Here is a 15963-nt window from a genome sequence, read left to right as displayed (position 1 = left end):
TCGGCCCGGCCGCCGAACCCCCTTCCGGGGACCGGGCCTTGGGCTCAGTTCTGGTGGGACTGGTAGTGCGCCACCGCGTCCGACGTGCGGCCCGCGCCGTACACCCGGAGGAACTCTGCCAGTTCCGGGTGGGTCGGGGCGAGGGTGTCCGCCGCGTCGATGATGTCGCCCGCGGCCGCCACCGAGCGAAGCAGTGACTGGATCTCGCGGACGACCCGCTTGACCGTGGGCGCCCCCGAACTCGTCGTCGACTGCGTGGTGTTGCTGAGCACCGATCCCCCCTGTGACTTCTTGATCTCGTCCATGCGCTCGGTCGCCTCGGCGGCGCTCACGCTGCCGTCCGCGACCTGGCCCGCCAGGTCCTGCAGCAACTGCACCCGCTGGACCACTGCCGGGTTGCCGATCTTGGCACGCTGACCGCTCATCAGCTGCGACAGCATCGGTGCGGACAGGCCCAGCACCCCCGCGAGACGGGCCTGGTTGAGACCCAGGTCCTCGATGAGCCTACGGAAGAGCGCCCCCAGTGGCTCTCCGTACCAGTTCCGCTGCAGCTCCCGGGCTCTTGCGGTCGCTTCCTGCTGTGCGGCGTCCATTGCGTCTCCCCATCGCTTCCCCAAATACCGTGGTTCGCTGTAGCGAACCACGACGAGCATCTTACGGAGAGTGGTCGTTCACGGGGACCCCTAATCTTTTTGCGAGATCCGGGGGGTGACCCGGTACTCTGGTCTGCGAAGCCTCCCGGGGTCGGTTGTTCCGGGTGGACGCTTCCCTTTCGGGGCCTTAGCTCAGTTGGTAGAGCGCTGTCTTTGCATGGCAGATGTCAGGGGTTCGACTCCCCTAGGCTCCACAGTGGATTGGCCGGGCCGGATGTCTCAGGACATCCGGCCCGGCCTTTTTCCTGCCTCCGGTGCCCGGATCGTCGGGGGTGCTCCGGGTGGGGGTCGTCGCGATCGCTATCTGTGCAGTCCAGGAAGAGAAGGCCGCTGGAACGGGGCGACGGGGGCTGGCACGTGTCGGCGTACGCATATGCGAAAACGGTGCTCTGAGTCACAAGGGTGCGCGGCCGAATGTGTGCATCACCCTTTGCAACCGGACCAATACATTCCGGCTGCTGTGTTCCGTGTACTGAAGGGCAGGGCTGTTTCACGTGAAACAGCCCTGTGGGGCAGAAGAGCTGCAAGTCTTCTGCCCCACAGGGCTGTTGCAAGGTGTTCCGTCGAACCGACCTCCGGGCAAGCGAGACCGAGCCGGGAGAGAACTGGTCACGGCGGCGGCAGTCGCGAAAAAATGACCTCGGCTGCCGGTCCTCAGGGGCGGTCGTCGCGGTCGGCGGCCTCCTCCTCGGCCTGCTTGGCCTGGACCTCGGGGTCGAGGGCGGACTGGCCGCTGCCGTCGACGGAGGACAGGCGACCGGGGTCGGAGACCTCGGTGGCGGCGGGGGGCTCGACCAGCCAGTCGGGGTTGGCCTGCTTGTCCCACCACTTCCAGGCGGCGAAGGCGCCGCCCGCCAGGACTCCAAGCACGGCCAGGCCCTTGACGGCGCTGCCGAGCTTCGCGCGGCGCTGCTGCCTGCGGACCAGCTTCTGGATCTGCTGGGGCGAGACCTGTCCGCGCAGTGCGGCCAGCGCCGCGACACTGCGGGCGGTGGCCTCCTCGCGCACGGGGCCGGCGGCGGCCACGGCCTGTTCGATGCGGGGACGGGAGTAATCAGCGGCCTGGCGGGCCGCCTTGCGGGTGCGGACGGCGGCTTCATGGGCCGCGTAGTCGACCTTCGGCGGAACATGTGTGCGGGCCTGCTCCAGGCGCGGGACGACAAAGGCGCCGTACTGGACGCGTGCCTGTTCCGCGGCCTGCGACACCTTCGGCGCGATCAGTACGCGTGCCTCATGCGCGTAGTGCGAGGCCTTGTCCTTTGCCGTGTCGGCGTAGGGCGCCACCACTTCCGCGGCGTGCAGCACGCTGTCCTTGGCCGAGCCGGTCGCGGCACGCACGCTGTCGATGCGGGTCACGGGATCCTCCTCCTCGGTGGCGTACGTCATTCGACTTTCCACCCTTTTGGGGATCATGCCTCCCGGATCGCTCCGGGGCATGTGCGGGCGGGCATCCGGGTCATGGGCTCCGACTCCGGCTGATCATCGAGCAAGAGCCGCTCTGAACCGGTCACGTGCAATAGAGGATGAATGCGGGACAACGGGAACTTGTCCACGACAGTGCCGACAATGCCACGGATCGCCGCGAAGCGCGCCGGTACCGGGGGGTACTCGACCGGTTTTCCGCGCACCCGCCGTACGAGAGGGTGGGCGTCGGCGGACGGACGGCGTCGTCCGTGCGAGGATCGGGGGAGTCACAGAGGACAACGGAAGGCAGATCGTGGCAGAGCAGCTGTACGCCACCCTGAAGACGAACCACGGCGACATCGAGGTACGGCTGCTGCCGAACCACGCGCCCAAGACGGTCCGTAACTTCGTCGAGCTCGCCCAGGGCGAGCGTGAGTGGACCAACCCGGCCACCGGGCAGAAGTCCACGGACAAGCTCTACGACGGCACGGTCTTCCACCGGGTGATCAGTGGATTCATGATCCAGGGCGGTGACCCGCTGGGCAACGGCACCGGTGGTCCCGGCTACCAGTTCGCGGACGAGTTCCACCCGGACCTCGCCTTCGACAAGCCCTACCTGCTGGCCATGGCCAACGCCGGTCCGGGCACCAACGGCTCGCAGTTCTTCATCACCGTCTCCCCGACGGCGTGGTTGACCCGCAAGCACACCATCTTCGGTGAGGTGGCCGACGCCAGCAGCCAGAAGATCGTGGACGCCATCGCCGGTGCCCAGACCAATCCGCGCACCGACCGCCCGGTCAACGACGTCGTCATCGAGTCGGTCGTCGTCGAGACCCGCCAGGGCTGAGCCCGCCCTGCTCAGTCCTGAGGGCCGAGCACGCAGGGTTCACCGCGAGGGCCGGAGCCGAAAGGTTCACAAGGTCCCGAAGGGAACCAATCGCCCCGCTCATCCGTAAGGATGGGCGGGGCGGATGCGTTCCGCACACGAGACGGAGGGGACCCGATGGACCAGGAGGCGAGCAGCTCGCAGGACGCGCAGAGCCTGCCCACCTGCTACCGGCACCCGGACCGCGAGACGGGTATCCGCTGCACCCGCTGCGAGCGCCCCATCTGCCCCGAGTGCATGGTGAGCGCCTCCGTGGGCTTCCAGTGCCCCGAATGCGTCCGCGGCGGCTCCGGCACAGGCCACGCGCCCTCCGCCTCCGCCCCGCGCACCCTCGCGGGCGGCACGGTCACCTCCGACCCCCGGCTTGTCACCAAGATCCTGGTCGGCGCGAACCTGCTGCTCTTCCTGGTGCAGATGTCGGCCGGTGACACCTTCACCGACCGGTTCAGCCTCATCGGGCAGGCTTGGGTCCCGGAACTGGGTTGGCAAGGCGTCGCCGAGGGCCAGTGGTACCGGCTGCTGACGTCGATGTTCCTCCACAGCGGCGAGATGCACATCGCCTTCAACATGCTCAGCCTGTGGTGGATCGGCGGCCCTCTGGAAGCCGCCCTCGGCCGAGCCCGCTACCTGGCGCTCTACTTCGTCTCAGGTCTCGCGGGCAGCGCGCTCACCTATCTCCTCGCCGAGCCCAACCAGGCGTCCGTCGGCGCCTCCGGCGCCATCTTCGGCCTCTTCGGTGCGACAGCCGTCCTCATGCGCCGGCTGCGGTACGACATGCGCCCGGTCATCATCCTGCTGGTCATCAACCTGATCATCACCTTCGGCTGGTCCAGCATCGCCTGGGAAGCCCACGTCGGCGGCCTCGTCGGTGGTGTGCTGATCGGCTACGCGATGGTGCACGCACCGCGTGAGCGACGGGCGCTGGTCCAGTACGGCGTGTGTGCTGTGGTACTGGTCGCCGTGGTGGTCATGACGCTGCTCAGGACCGCGCAGCTGACCTGAGGTGATGGCGGACCGTGACTGGTCCGGCGCTCCCTCGGCACCGTTACAGCACTGTTGTCCACAGACTGTGGCGGATCTTGTGCATAGAGTGCGGGAACAGGTGTGCCCCCTGTCGCTCACCTACATTTTCGCAGGTCAGGCAGGGGGCGAACACGCTTGCGGATGCCGGTAGGTCAGTCGTACCGGTCGTACCGGCGTCAACGCCCGGTGAGTTATCCACAGATCGTCGTTCTTTTTCCCCACTGTGGAAAACATCTGTGGATAACTCCGTGGATAGCTCTGGGGAGAGCTACGTCCACCGGGTCGAGACCCCTACTTCCACTGGGTCGAGACGCCGAATCCCGCGGCGATGAAGCCGAAACCGACCACGATGTTCCAGTTGCCGAGGGAATCGATCGGCAGTGAACCGTCGGTCACATAGAAGACCACGATCCAGGCCAGCCCGATGAGGAACATGGCCAGCATGACCGGGGCCACCCAGCCGCGGCTGTTCAGCTTGATGTTCGTGGCCTGCTTGGACGGCGGCGGCGTGTAGTCGGCCTTCTTGCGGATACGTGACTTCGGCACGAGGGTCTCTCCTGTCGATGCGCTGCGTGGCCGCGCAGGGAACTGTGGCGGGCTCCGGGGCAGCGTACAAGGGGACACTGATTGCTCCCCCGGGCGTCCGTTAGCGTAGTGCTTCCGCGGCGCCTAAGGAGATAAGGGTACGTTGAGCAATTCAGCCGACTCCCCCAAGGCTGGTTCCGGCACCTCCCCGGAGGCCGGGTCCGGTGACTCCTCCGGGACCGGCTCCGAGCCCGCCGCCCGGAACGGGGACACCTCCACCCGCGGCGGGATCCGCCCCGTGCGCGTGCTCACGGTCGGGGTCTTCGCCCTCGCCGGGCTGATCTTCTTCACCAGCTTCGACACGGCCAAGGGCACCAACATCCGTACGGACGCCTCGCTGCTGAAGCTCTCCGACCTGATCCAGGAGCGCAGCCACAAGAACGGGCAGCTCGACGAGTCCAACGCGGTGCTCCGGGACGATGTCGAGGCCCTCGCCGAGCGGGACGACGGCAGCACCAAGGCCGAGGACGCCCGGCTCAAGGCCCTGGAGAAGAACGCCGGCACCCAGAAGCTCAAGGGCGACGGCCTCACGGTCACCCTCAACGACGCTCCACCGGACGCCACCGCCAAGCTCCCCGGTTACCCCGAGCCGCAGCCCGACTATCTGGTCATCCACCAGCAGGACCTGCAGGCCGTGGTGAACGCCCTGTGGCTGGGCGGCGCCGAGGGCATCAAGGTCATGGACCAGAGGCTGATCTCCACCAGCGCCGTCCGCTGCGTCGGCAACACCCTGATCCTCCAGGGCCGCGTCTACTCGCCCCCGTACAGGATCCAGGCCGTCGGTGACCCGGAGAAGCTGCAGAAGTCGCTCGCCGCGAGCGAGGCGATCCAGAACTACATGGTGTACGTCAACGTCTACGGGCTGGGCTGGAAAGTCACCGAGGACGGGCCGGTGACTCTTCCCGGCTACTCGGGCACAGTGGATCTGAAGTACGCGAAGCCCGTGGACTAACGGCAGCCGGGGGACCCGTGTCGGTGCGCGTGATCGTGAGGACCGTCAGCGAACTCTGCGTCACCGTCGGCGCCCTGATCGTGCTCTTCGTCGTCTACGTGCTGTTCTGGACCGGCGTGAGGGCCGACACCGAGATGAACCGCCAGATCGACCTGCTCCAGGACCAGTGGGCGAAGCAGCCGGTGCAGTCGGCGTCCGACCCGGGCGCCTCGGCGGCTCCGGCGCCGCCCGCCCCGTACCGGTACGGCAGGCCGTTCGCGCTCATGTACATCCCGCGCCTCGGTTCCACGTGGAACAAGCCCGTCCTTGAGGGTACGAAGACGGACACTCTCAAGAAAGGGCTCGGGCACTACGCGAACACCACGCAGCTGGGGCAGAAGGGGAACTTCGCTGTCGCCGGCCACCGCCGCACGTACGGTGATCCCTTCAAAGATTTTGCCAAGCTGCGCCCCGGCGACGCGGTGGTCCTGACCGACGGTGCGGACTGGTTCACGTACGTCATCGACACGGGTCCCTATCGGACATTGCCCACGGACGTCCAGGTCATCGACCCCGTGCCGACGAAGTCGGGGTACACACGCGCGGGGCGCTATCTGACGCTGACGACGTGCGACCCGGAGTGGGGACACAGCCATCGGCTCATCGTCTGGGGCCATCTGGAATCCACACAGCCTGCGGAGTCAGGGAAACCGGAGGCACTACGCCGTTAGTCTGGTGGCGGTACGGGCGTGAGTCCGGTGCCGTGGTGTGAAGGAAGGGACGGCATGTACGGCTGGATCTGGCGGCATCTGCCGGGTAACGCGTGGCTGAAGGCGCTGGTTTCCCTCGTGCTGACCCTGGCCGTCGTCTATGTCCTCTTCCAATACGTCTTTCCCTGGGCGGAGCCCCTGCTCCCCTTCAACGATGTGACGGTGAACGACCAGTGAGTGCCGCCCGATCCACCCGCGTCCTCGTCGTCGACAACTACGACAGCTTCGTCTTCAACCTGGTCCAGTACCTGTACCAGCTGGGCGCCGAGTGCGAGGTGCTGCGCAACGACGAGGTGGCGACCTCGCACGCCCAGGACGGTTTCGACGGCGTGCTTCTGTCCCCCGGGCCGGGAACCCCCGAGGAGGCCGGCGTCTGCGTCGACATGGTCCGCCACTGCGCCACGACCGGTGTCCCCGTCTTCGGAGTCTGCCTGGGCATGCAGTCCATGCAGGTGGCGTACGGCGGTGTGGTGGACCGCGCTCCCGAACTGCTGCACGGCAAGACGTCGCTGGTGGAGCACGGGGGCAAGGGCGTCTTCGCGGGCCTGCCCACCCCCTTCACGGCGACCCGCTACCACTCCCTGGCCGCCGAGCCGACGACCGTACCGGCCGAGCTGGAGGTCACGGCGCGCACCCACGACGGGATCATCATGGGCCTCAGGCATCGTGAACTGCCCGTCGAGGGCGTGCAGTTCCACCCCGAGTCGGTGCTCACCGAGCACGGCCACCGCATGCTCGCCAACTGGCTGGCGGAATGCGGCGACCAAGGGGCCGTGGCGAGGTCGACGGGGCTCGCCCCCGTGGTGGGCAGGGCCACGGCGTGACGGCACTGCGCCCCGAGCGCGAGAGTGCCCCCTACGGCGGCGAGGCCGCGTACGGGGGCGCCGAGTCGTTCGAGGCGGAGGCCTTCGAGCCGGGGGTGCCGTTCGGCGGCACGGCCGAGCCCCAGCAGTGGGCCCCCCAGCAGACGCCGCAGTACGCCCCGGCCGACTGGTACGGGCAGCAGCCGTACGAGGAGCCCTCGTTCGAGCCGTACGAGGCCTACGAGCCGCGTCCCCGGGCACCGTACGACGGTCCGTACGAGACCTATCAAGCGGCGACCGTCCACGCGGGACCTTCGACCGACGTCGCCCAGGAGCACCCTCCGATCGACGAGGAGACCGTGGCGCTCCGGGTGGAGGATGCGCGGCGGATAGCGGCGACGGCCGAATCGATACCTCCCTCGGCTGTCACCGCGGGCCGTGCGGCCCGTCGTAAGGCCGCCAGGCGGCACGGGAGGCACGGAGGCTCCCCGGGTGCCCCCGAGGTCTCCAGAGCCGCTCAGGGGCCCGAGAAGCCCTTACTCGCGGCCGGTGAGGCGTCGGCGCCCCTCTCCAGGATCGAGGCGCGGCGGGCGGCGCGGGCACGGAAGCCCAGCGCGGGAGTGATCGCGAGCCGGGCCATCGGCGAGGTGTTCATCACCACCGGTGTGGTGATGCTGCTGTTCGTCACGTACCAGCTCTGGTGGTCGAACATCCGGGCCCATCAGCAGGCGGGCAGGGAGGCGACGAGCCTCCAGGAGGAGTGGAAGAGCGGCAGGCGCGCGCCGGGTGCGTTCGAGCCGGGGCAGGGTTTCGCCATCCTGCACATTCCGAAGCTGGACGTCGTCGTGCCGATCGCCGAGGGCATCAGCAAGTCGAAGGTCCTGGACCGCGGGATGGTCGGGCACTACGACCAGAACAGCATCAAGACGGCGATGCCCGAGGACAAGACGGGCAACTTCGGCATCGCGGGTCACCGCAACACCCATGGTGAACCGTTCCGTTACATCAACCGGCTCGAGCCGGGCGACCCGATCGTCGTGGAGACGCAGGACAAGTACTACGTCTACGACATGGCCTCGATCCTGCCGGTGACACCGCCGTCGAACGTCAGCGTGCTCAATGCCGTGCCCCCCGCGTCGGGGTTCACCGAGCCGGGCCGCTACATCACGCTGACCACGTGCACGCCGGAGTTCACGAGCAAGTACCGCATGATCGTGTGGGGCAAGATGGTGGAGGAACGGCCGCGCAGCGAGGGAAAGCCCGACGCGCTCGTCCAGTAGGGGCTCGACCAAGGGCGGAAGAACTGTGGCAGTGACCACCGACGACACCGAAGAGAAGACAGGCGCACCCGAGAGCGCGCCGCGCCGCCGCCGTATGAGCCGGCTGGCCATGGCGGTCAGTGTCTTCGGTGAACTCCTCATCACCGCGGGCCTGGTGCTCGGCCTGTTCGTCGTCTACTCGCTGTGGTGGACGAACGTGCTCGCCGACCGCGAGGCGGACAAGGAAGCGGACAAGGTCCGCGACAACTGGGCCTCCGACACCGGTCCGGGCGCCCTGGACATCAAGGACGGCATCGGGTTCCTGCACGTCCCCGCCATGAACAACGGCGAGGTCCTGGTGAAGAAGGGCACCTCCACCAAGATCCTCAACGGTGGCGTCGCCGGCTACTACACCAACCCGGTCAAGGCGACGCTGCCCAGCTCCGACAAGGACGGCAACTTCACCCTCGCCGCCCACCGCGACGGCCACGGCGCGAAGTTCCACAACATCGACAAGCTCGGCAAGGGCGACTCCATCGTCTTCGAGACCCGCGACAACTGGTACGTCTACAAGGTCTACGACACCCTCACCGAGACCTCGAAGTACAACGTCAAGGTCCTGTCGAACATCCCCAAGGAGTCCGGCAGGAAGAAGGCCGGCAAGTACATCACCCTCACCACCTGCACGCCCGTCTACACGTCCCGGTACCGGTTCGTCGTGTGGGGCGAGCTGGAGCGGGTGGAGCGCGTTAACGCGGAACGTACGCTGCCGAAGGAACTGCGGTAGCTGTCTCGCCGGTTTCCTGCCCTTGGGCATGTTTCACGTGAAACAGCCGGTTTCACGTGAAACATCGCAATGACGAAGGAGCCCCGGCACCCCCTTCAGGGAGGGTGCCGGGGCTCCTTCGTCACACAGGACGAGGTGGTGGATCAGTCCTCGTCGCGGGAACCGGTGGGGCTATCCGAAGAAGCCGCCGCCGTCGCTCCCGCCATTGTTGTTGTTGCCGTTGTTACCGCCGAAGCCGACCGACGCGAGGGTGATCGTCGTCTGGGTCGGGTCGGCGTCGTTGCCGCCGTCCGGGTCTTGGTCAGTGACCAGCGCGGTGTCGCTCTGGTCGCTGCCGTTGGCGAACTGGATGTTGGTGAAGCCGGCTGCCTGCAGGATCTGCTTGGCCTGGCCCACGGTCCGTCCGACGACGTTCGGGACCTCGGCCTCCGGCTCCTCCTCCTCGGCAGCCTTGCCGATCTGGATGGTCACCGTGTCGCCCTTGTTGAGCTCGGAGCCCGCCTCGGGGGTGGTCGCGACGACCTTGCCGACGAGGTTGTCGTCGTCGGTCTCGACCTCGGTGCAGGTGCCGACGAGGTTGTTGGCCGCCATCTGGTTCTTGGCTGCGTCACAGCTCTGCCGGGACACGTCCGGGACGGTTTCCTTGTCCGGAGCCTTGGCGACCGTCAGCGTGACCGTGGAGCCCTTTTCGATCTTTCCGCCGTCCGGGTCCTGGGCGATCACGATGCCTGCGGTGCGTTCGGACTCCTCGGTCTTCTTCTCGACCTTGAAGCCCTTGTCCGTGAGCTGGGCCTCGGCCTCGTCGAACTTGATGCCCTGGACGTCGGGAACCGTGATCTTCGGAGCGCCCGTCGAGATCACCAGGGCAATGGTGTCGCCCTTTTTGACCGGATCGCCGGCGGCAGGATTCTGGCTGCAGACGTTGCCGGTCTTCTGGTTCTCGCACTCGTCTTTGGTGACCGCCACCTCGAGATCAACATTGATTGCTGATCTCTTGGCCTCGGCCTCTGACTGTCCGACGAAGCTGGGGTTCTTGAACGTCTCCTTGGAGGCGTCGTTCCCCGGGAACATCCACCTGCCGATGAGGATCGCGCCGATCAGCACCAGCACACCCGCGAGGACCAGGAGGATCGTCGAGGTGTTGTTCTTCTTCTGCTGTCGGCGGCGGCCCTGGCGGTCGTCGTAGCCGTAGCCGTCGTCCGGGCCGACCGGTGGCAGCATCGTCGTGGCACCGGCGTCGGCGCGCAGGGCGGTGGTCGGCTGGTCGTCGGGGTAGCCGCCGTAGCCGACCGAGCCCATGGCCGCGGTGGCCGCGACGGGCTGGCCGTCGAGGCAGGCCTCGATGTCGGCGCGCATCTCGTCGGCGGACTGGTAGCGGTAGTCCGGGTCCTTGACCAGCGCACGCAGGACGATGGCGTCCATCTCCGGCGTGATCTCCGGGTCGAAGACGCTCGGGGGCTGCGGCTCCTCCCGTACGTGCTGGTATGCGACCGCCACGGGGGAGTCACCGATGAACGGTGGGCGGACCGTGAGCAGTTCGTAGAGCAGACAGCCCGTCGAGTACAGGTCTGAACGGGCGTCCACCTGCTCGCCCTTGGCCTGCTCCGGGGAGAGGTACTGGGCGGTGCCGATGACCGCGGACGTCTGCGTCATCGTCATGCCGGAGTCGCCCATGGCGCGGGCGATGCCGAAGTCCATGACCTTGACCTGGCCGTTGCGCGTCAGCATGACGTTGGCAGGCTTGATGTCGCGGTGGACGATCTGGTTGCGGTGGGCGTACTCCAGGCCCTGGAGGATGCCGATGGTCATCTCCATGGAGCGCTCCGGCAGCAGCCTGCGGCCGCTGTGGAGGAGCTCACGGAGGGTGGAACCCTCGACGTACTCCATGACGATGTACGGGATCGAGACCCCGTCGATGTAGTCCTCGCCCGTGTCGTACACCGCCACGATCGCGGGGTGGTTGAGTGAGGCGGCCGACTGGGCCTCCCGGCGGAACCTGGCCTGGAAGGTGGGGTCGCGCGCGAGGTCCGCTCGCAGCGTCTTCACCGCCACGGTGCGGCCGAGGCGGGTGTCCATCGCGAGGTAGACCTCCGCCATGCCACCACGGCCGAGCACCTGGCCCAGCTCGTACCGGCCGCCGAGGCGACGCGGCTCTTCCATAGCTTGCTACCAGCCCTCTCCGTCGGTCCCGACCGCACCCATGTGTGGTCCGGCGGCTGTGCTCCGGGATACGGTACCCGGCTCGCCCTCTGTGACCTGGCCAACCGCGTCACCCGATACAGGACCGGTATCGCAACGTGCACCGATGTGAAGGTGACGTGAGCGGGGTCACTTCTTGCTGTTGATCACTGCCTGCATCACGCTCTTCGCGATCGGGGCGGCGAGACCGCCACCGGAGATGTCGCCACGCTCGGCGTCACTGTCCTCGACGACCACGGCCACGGCGACCGGCGAGCTGCCGTCGCTGAGCTTGGCGTACGAGATGAACCAGGCGTACGGCTTCTCCTTGTTGTTCACACCGTGCTGCGCGGTGCCGGTCTTGCCGCCGACGGTGACACCGCCGCCGATCTTCGCCCTGCCGCCCGTGCCCTGCGGGTCGCTGACGACGGTCTCCATCATGTCCTGCAGTGCCTGGGCGGTGTCCGGTGAGACCGCCTGGGAGAGCGTCTCGGGCTCGTGCGTCTCGATGACGTCGAGGTTGGAGGCGCGCAGTTGGTCGACCATGTACGGCTTCATCAGCTCGCCGTCGTTGGCCACGGCCGAGGCGACCATGGCCATCTGCAGCGGGGTGCTGCGGTTGGAGGCCTGACCGATGCCGTCCATGGCGTTCTGCGGCGCGTTGTCCTCGGGGTAGACACTCTCGGCGGCGCGGACCGGGACGTCCAGCTCGTCCTCGTTGAAGCCGAACTTCGCGGCCTGCTCACGCATCTTCTCGTTGCCGACGTTGTCCGACATCTTCGCGAAGACGGTGTTGCAGGAGACCATCAGCGCGTAACGAAGGGTGGCGTTCTTGCACACGCCGTGCTCGTTGGTGAGGTCGGTCTTCGTGCCGGGCAGCTGGTACGGGTCGGGCGTGCTCGTCTTGTCGTCGATGCCCGAGACGATGTCGTTCTCCAGCGCCGCGGCGGCCGTGACCACCTTGAAGGTGGAGCCCGGCGGGTAGGTCTCGCGCAGCGCGCGGTTCAGCATCGGCTTGTCGGAGTCCTTGTCCAGCTTCGTGAAGGTCTCGCTGTCCTTGTTGCTGATGCCGGCGAAGGTCGACGGGTCGTACGAGGGAGTGGAGGCCAGGGCGAGGATTGCGCCGGTCTTCGGGTCGAGCGCGGCGACGGCGCCCTTCTTGTCACCGAGGCCCTCGAAGGCCGCCTTCTGCGCTGCGGCGTTGAGGGTGGTGACGACGCTGCCGCCCTCCTTCTTCTTGCCGGTGACCATGTCCAGCGTGTTCCGGAAGAAGAGCCGGTCGTCGTTGCCGGTGAGGATGCCGTCCTCGAGGTTCTCCAGCTGGGAGGCGCCGACGATCTGCGAGGAATAGCCGGTGACCGGCGCCCACATCTCGCCGTTCTTCCAGGTGCGCTTGTACTTGTAGTCGAGGCCCTTGGAAGCGGCGGACCCGGTGATGGCCTTGCCGTCGACGATGATGTCGCCACGAGGCGTGGCATAGCGCTCGATGGCGACGCGCCGGTTGTCCTTGTGGGTGGCAAGGGAATCCGCCTGGACGTACTGGAGCCAGTTGTTGCGGATGAGCAGGGCGAGGACCAGGAGCCCGCAGAAGATCGCGATGCGGCGCAGAGGTTTGTTCATGACGGGCGGACCACCTGGGTCATCTCGGCATCGGGGTTCGGGGCGGGGGCGGGCGCGGGCCGGCGCGCGGTGTCGCTGATTCTGATCAGAATGCCGATGAGTGCCCAGTTGGCGATGACGGAGGAACCGCCGTACGCCAGGAAGGGCATCGTCATACCGGTCAGGGGGATGAGGCCCATCACGCCGCCGGCGACGACGAAGACCTGGAGGGCGAACGCGCCGGACAGGCCGATGGCGAGCAGCTTGCCGAACGGGTCGCGGGCGGCGAGGGCGGTGCGGATGCCGCGCTCCACGATCAGGCCGTAGAGCAGCAGGATCGCCATCACGCCGGCCAGTCCCAGTTCCTCACCGAAGGTGGCGAGGATGAAGTCGGAGTTGGCGGCGAACCGGATGAGCTCGGAGTGGCCCTGGCCCCAGCCGGTGCCGAGGGTGCCACCGGAGCCGAACGCCCACAGGGCCTGCATGGCCTGCTCGGAGTGGACGATGCCGTCGCTGGTCCCGGCGCGGCTGAGCTGGTACTCGCGGTACGGGTCGAGCCAGGCCTGGACACGGGTCTGGACGTGCGGTTCGAAGCTGGCCACGCCGACGGCGCCGGCCGCGGACATCAGCAGACCGAAGACGATCCAGCTGGTCCGCTCGGTGGCGACGTACAGCATGATCACGAACATGCCGAAGAACAGGAGCGAGGTACCGAGGTCGGTCTCGAAGACCAGGATGAGGATCGAGATCGCCCAGACGACGATGATCGGGCCGAGGTCGCGGCCGCGCGGTAGGTACAGGCCCATGAAGCGGCGGCTGGCCAGCGCGAGCGCGTCGCGCTTCACCATCAGGTAGCCGGCGAAGAACACCGCCAGCACGATCTTGGCGAACTCGCCGGGCTGGATGGTGAAGCTGCCGACCTGGATCCAGATCTTGGCGCCGTAGGTGATGTCGGCGCCCAGGCCCGGGACCAGGGGGAGCAGCAGCAGGACCAGCGCACCGACCATGGAGATGTAGGTGTAGCGCTGCAGGGTGCGGTGGTCCTTGAGGAAGATCAGCACGGCGATGAGGAGCGCGATGCCCATCGCCGTGTAGATCAGCTGGTTGGTCGCCTTTCCACCGGCCACACCGAGGCCTCGCAGGAGGCTCGACTGGTCCAGCCGCCAGATGGCCACCAGCCCCAGGCCGTTCAGCAGTGTGGCCAGGGGCAGCAGCAGCGGGTCCGCGTACGGCGCGAACTTGCGTACGACGAGGTGGCCGATGCCGGCCAGCACGCCGAGGCCGATGCCGTACGCGGCCAGACCGGCCGGGACCTCGTCGTTCAGGGCGAGACCCACGTTGACGTAGGCGAACACCGGGATGACGACCGCGAACGCCAGCAGCGCCAGCTCGGTGTTGCGTCGGCTCGGGGTGCCGATCGCGCCGATCGTGGACGTGTGCTGCGTCGATGGGTTGGTAGTACTGCTCATCGTGTGAGTGGGCCCCTCGCGGCTTGCCTACTGCTCACCGCACCGTGAGACCAGTTCCTGCTCCTCCTCCGAGAGGCTGGGGCCGGTCGACGGTGTGGGTGCGGTCTGGGTCGGGGTCGGGGACGTCGACGGTTTCGACGTCGGGGACGGTGTGGCCTTGGACGTGAGGGAGGTCTTCGTGGTTCCCGTGACTCCGCCGGCCTCGCCCTCGCCGGTCTTGGCGTTGTTGTCCGCCGCCTCACGGCGCTCGGCGTTCTTCTTGCACGCCGACGCCTGGGTGGAGAGCTCCGTGATCTTCTTCTCGGCGTCGTTCAGACCGCCTTCGGCGATCGTGGCCTCGACCAGCTTCTGCTGGTAGGGCGGGAGGTACTTGAGTTCGATCTCGGGGTGGTCCTTCTGCACCTTCGAGAGCGAGATCCAGGCCAGGTCCTGGCTGATGCCGCGGTACAGCGCCACATGGTCGTCGTTGGAGCCGACGTAGTACTGCGTCTGCGTCCAGCGGTAACCGCTGTACAGGCCCCCGCCGACCACGGCGAGCGCGAGGATGCCGAAGAAGGATCTCTTCAGCCACCTGCGCTTCTTGTGCGGCTTGACGAAGTCGTCGTCCGAGTAGTCGTTGAAGCTGCCCGAGGCCGGCATGTACCCGGTGCTGTCGCCGGAGCCGGGCGGGCCGAACTCGCCGCCGCCCTGTCCGTGCCCGTGGCGGCCGAGCCCGGAGGCGCGGCCGGCCGGGGTCTGCATGATGCCGTTGTCCTGCAGGTGGAGCTGGTTCTCGGCGACCGCGCCGACCACGACCGGGGTGTCGGAGAGCTGCCCGGCGAGGGTGTCTCCGGTGTCGAGATCGAGGACGTCGGCGATGATGACCGTGATGTTGTCCGGACCGCCGCCGCGCAGCGCGAGCTGGATCAGCTCCTGCACGGTCTCCTGCGGGCCCTGGTAGCTGGCGAGGGTCTCCTCCATCGTCTGGTGGGAGACGACGCCGGACAGTCCGTCGGAGCAGATCAGGTACCGGTCTCCGGCGCGGACCTCGCGGATGGAGAGGTCGGGCTCGACGTGGTCGCCGCTGCCCAGCGCGCGCATCAGCAGGGAGCGCTGCGGGTGGGTCGTGGCCTCCTCCTCGGTGATGCGGCCCTCGTCGACCAGACGCTGGACCCAGGTGTGGTCCTGGGTGATCTGGGTGAGGACGCCGTCCCTGAGGAGGTACGCGCGTGAGTCGCCGACATGCACGAGGCCGAGTCGCTGACCGGTCCACAGCAGGGCGGTGAGCGTGGTGCCCATGCCCTCCAGCTGGGGGTCCTCCTCGACCATCGCGCGCAGTTGGTCGTTGGCGCGCTGCACGGCGGTGCCGAGGGAGGTGAGGATGTCGGAGCCGGGGATGTCGTCGTCGAGCGTGACGAGGGTGGAGATCACCTCGGAGGAGGCGACCTCGCCGGCGGCTTGGCCGCCCATGCCGTCGGCGATCGCGAGCAGCCGGGGACCGGCGTAGCCCGAGTCCTCGTTGCCCTCGCGGATCATGCCTTTGTGCGATCCGGCGGCGAAGCGCAGTGACAGACTCATGCGCACCTCGCCTGTCGGCTCCGGGTACATCCGCACGGTGCCCACCCTCCGGTCGGGAG

15 protein-coding genes and 1 tRNA gene are annotated in these 15963 nt (G+C 67.7%); 9 read left to right on the top strand and 7 right to left on the bottom strand.

Annotation, left to right across the window (positions count from 1 at the left end; all coding sequences use genetic code 11):
- Positions 1-44 precede the first annotated feature (44 nt).
- Positions 45-593 (bottom strand): transcriptional regulator, encoded by a 549-nt coding sequence (locus OG622_RS24830; RefSeq protein ID WP_037689714.1) that lies wholly within the window; start codon positions 591-593, stop codon positions 45-47.
- Between the two features lie 181 nt (positions 594-774).
- On the opposite strand from OG622_RS24830, the gene OG622_RS24825 reads away from it, so the two are divergent.
- Positions 775-847, top strand: a tRNA-Ala gene (locus OG622_RS24825).
- Between the two features lie 460 nt (positions 848-1307).
- On the opposite strand, the gene OG622_RS24820 is transcribed toward OG622_RS24825, so the two are convergent.
- A complete protein-coding gene (locus OG622_RS24820; RefSeq protein ID WP_371584203.1) occupies positions 1308-2009 on the bottom strand; it encodes a DUF5324 family protein in 702 nt (233 codons plus the stop codon).
- Between the two features lie 361 nt (positions 2010-2370).
- Between OG622_RS24820 and OG622_RS24815 the strand changes: the two genes are divergently transcribed.
- Positions 2371-2904, top strand: a complete 534-nt coding sequence (locus OG622_RS24815) for a peptidylprolyl isomerase (protein ID WP_371578836.1) — start codon at positions 2371-2373, stop codon at positions 2902-2904.
- Positions 2905-3060: 156 nt separating this feature from the next.
- Positions 3061-3945, top strand: coding sequence for a rhomboid family intramembrane serine protease (locus OG622_RS24810; protein WP_371578835.1), 885 nt, complete (start codon positions 3061-3063; stop codon positions 3943-3945).
- A gap of 312 nt (positions 3946-4257) precedes the next feature.
- Here OG622_RS24810 and crgA read toward each other — a convergent pair whose 3' ends face one another.
- Positions 4258-4512 carry a cell division protein CrgA gene (gene crgA / locus OG622_RS24805; RefSeq protein WP_045558527.1) on the bottom strand — a complete coding sequence of 85 codons (255 nt, stop codon included), beginning with the start codon at positions 4510-4512 and terminating at the stop codon, positions 4258-4260.
- Positions 4513-4654: 142 nt separating this feature from the next.
- Between crgA and OG622_RS24800 the strand changes: the two genes are divergently transcribed.
- The 6 genes from OG622_RS24800 to OG622_RS24775 are packed head-to-tail and all read left to right on the top strand — an operon-like array spanning position 4655 to position 9101.
- The gene (locus OG622_RS24800; RefSeq protein WP_371578834.1) at positions 4655-5503 is read left to right on the top strand and encodes a DUF881 domain-containing protein; all 849 of its coding nucleotides are present in this window, start codon (positions 4655-4657) and stop codon (positions 5501-5503) included.
- Between the two features lie 17 nt (positions 5504-5520).
- The gene (locus tag OG622_RS24795; RefSeq protein WP_371578833.1) at positions 5521-6213 is read left to right on the top strand and encodes a class E sortase; all 693 of its coding nucleotides are present in this window, start codon (positions 5521-5523) and stop codon (positions 6211-6213) included.
- A gap of 54 nt (positions 6214-6267) precedes the next feature.
- Entirely contained in the window at positions 6268-6429 is a 162-nt protein-coding gene (locus OG622_RS24790) for a hypothetical protein (protein WP_037689719.1), read from the top strand.
- Positions 6426-7076 carry an aminodeoxychorismate/anthranilate synthase component II gene (locus OG622_RS24785; RefSeq protein WP_371578832.1) on the top strand — a complete coding sequence of 217 codons (651 nt, stop codon included), beginning with the start codon at positions 6426-6428 and terminating at the stop codon, positions 7074-7076. Before OG622_RS24790 ends, OG622_RS24785 begins: the two co-directional genes overlap by 4 nt.
- Positions 7073-8335 (top strand): class E sortase, encoded by a 1263-nt coding sequence (locus OG622_RS24780; RefSeq protein ID WP_371578831.1) that lies wholly within the window; start codon positions 7073-7075, stop codon positions 8333-8335. The genes OG622_RS24785 and OG622_RS24780 overlap by 4 nt, the downstream gene beginning before the upstream one ends.
- Positions 8336-8360: 25 nt before the next feature.
- On the top strand, positions 8361-9101 hold the full coding sequence (locus OG622_RS24775; RefSeq protein ID WP_371578830.1) for a class E sortase: 741 nt from the start codon (positions 8361-8363) through the stop codon (positions 9099-9101).
- A gap of 171 nt (positions 9102-9272) precedes the next feature.
- On the opposite strand, the gene pknB is transcribed toward OG622_RS24775, so the two are convergent.
- The 4 genes from pknB to OG622_RS24755 all read right to left on the bottom strand — a co-directional run bounded on the left by pknB (position 9273) and on the right by OG622_RS24755 (position 15904).
- The gene (gene pknB / locus OG622_RS24770) at positions 9273-11261 is read right to left on the bottom strand and encodes a Stk1 family PASTA domain-containing Ser/Thr kinase (protein WP_371578829.1); all 1989 of its coding nucleotides are present in this window, start codon (positions 11259-11261) and stop codon (positions 9273-9275) included.
- A gap of 168 nt (positions 11262-11429) precedes the next feature.
- Complete coding sequence (locus tag OG622_RS24765) at positions 11430-12899, bottom strand: penicillin-binding transpeptidase domain-containing protein (RefSeq protein WP_371578828.1); 1470 nt, start codon at positions 12897-12899, stop codon at positions 11430-11432.
- On the bottom strand, positions 12896-14347 hold the full coding sequence (locus OG622_RS24760; RefSeq protein ID WP_371578827.1) for an FtsW/RodA/SpoVE family cell cycle protein: 1452 nt from the start codon (positions 14345-14347) through the stop codon (positions 12896-12898). The genes OG622_RS24765 and OG622_RS24760 overlap by 4 nt, the downstream gene beginning before the upstream one ends.
- Before the next feature lie 27 nt (positions 14348-14374).
- Positions 14375-15904 (bottom strand): Stp1/IreP family PP2C-type Ser/Thr phosphatase, encoded by a 1530-nt coding sequence (locus tag OG622_RS24755; RefSeq protein WP_371578826.1) that lies wholly within the window; start codon positions 15902-15904, stop codon positions 14375-14377.
- Positions 15905-15963 lie beyond the last annotated feature (59 nt).

This window comes from Streptomyces sp. NBC_01314 (assembly GCF_041435215.1).
GTDB lineage: Bacteria > Actinomycetota > Actinomycetes > Streptomycetales > Streptomycetaceae > Streptomyces.
This window is presented reverse-complemented; position numbering and strand designations above follow the sequence as displayed.

Excerpts from the sequence above, each read along its gene's own strand:
- OG622_RS24830 (WP_037689714.1), bottom strand. The coding sequence starts at position 593 with ATGGACGCCGCACAGCAGGAAGCGACCGCAAGAGCCCGGGAGCTGCAG.
- OG622_RS24810 (WP_371578835.1), top strand. The coding sequence starts at position 3,061 with ATGGACCAGGAGGCGAGCAGCTCGCAGGACGCGCAGAGCCTGCCCACC.
- OG622_RS24790 (WP_037689719.1), top strand. The coding sequence starts at position 6,268 with ATGTACGGCTGGATCTGGCGGCATCTGCCGGGTAACGCGTGGCTGAAG.
- pknB (WP_371578829.1), bottom strand. The coding sequence starts at position 11,261 with ATGGAAGAGCCGCGTCGCCTCGGCGGCCGGTACGAGCTGGGCCAGGTG.
- OG622_RS24765 (WP_371578828.1), bottom strand. The coding sequence starts at position 12,899 with ATGAACAAACCTCTGCGCCGCATCGCGATCTTCTGCGGGCTCCTGGTC.
- OG622_RS24760 (WP_371578827.1), bottom strand. The coding sequence starts at position 14,347 with ATGAGCAGTACTACCAACCCATCGACGCAGCACACGTCCACGATCGGC.
- OG622_RS24755 (WP_371578826.1), bottom strand. The coding sequence starts at position 15,904 with ATGAGTCTGTCACTGCGCTTCGCCGCCGGATCGCACAAAGGCATGATC.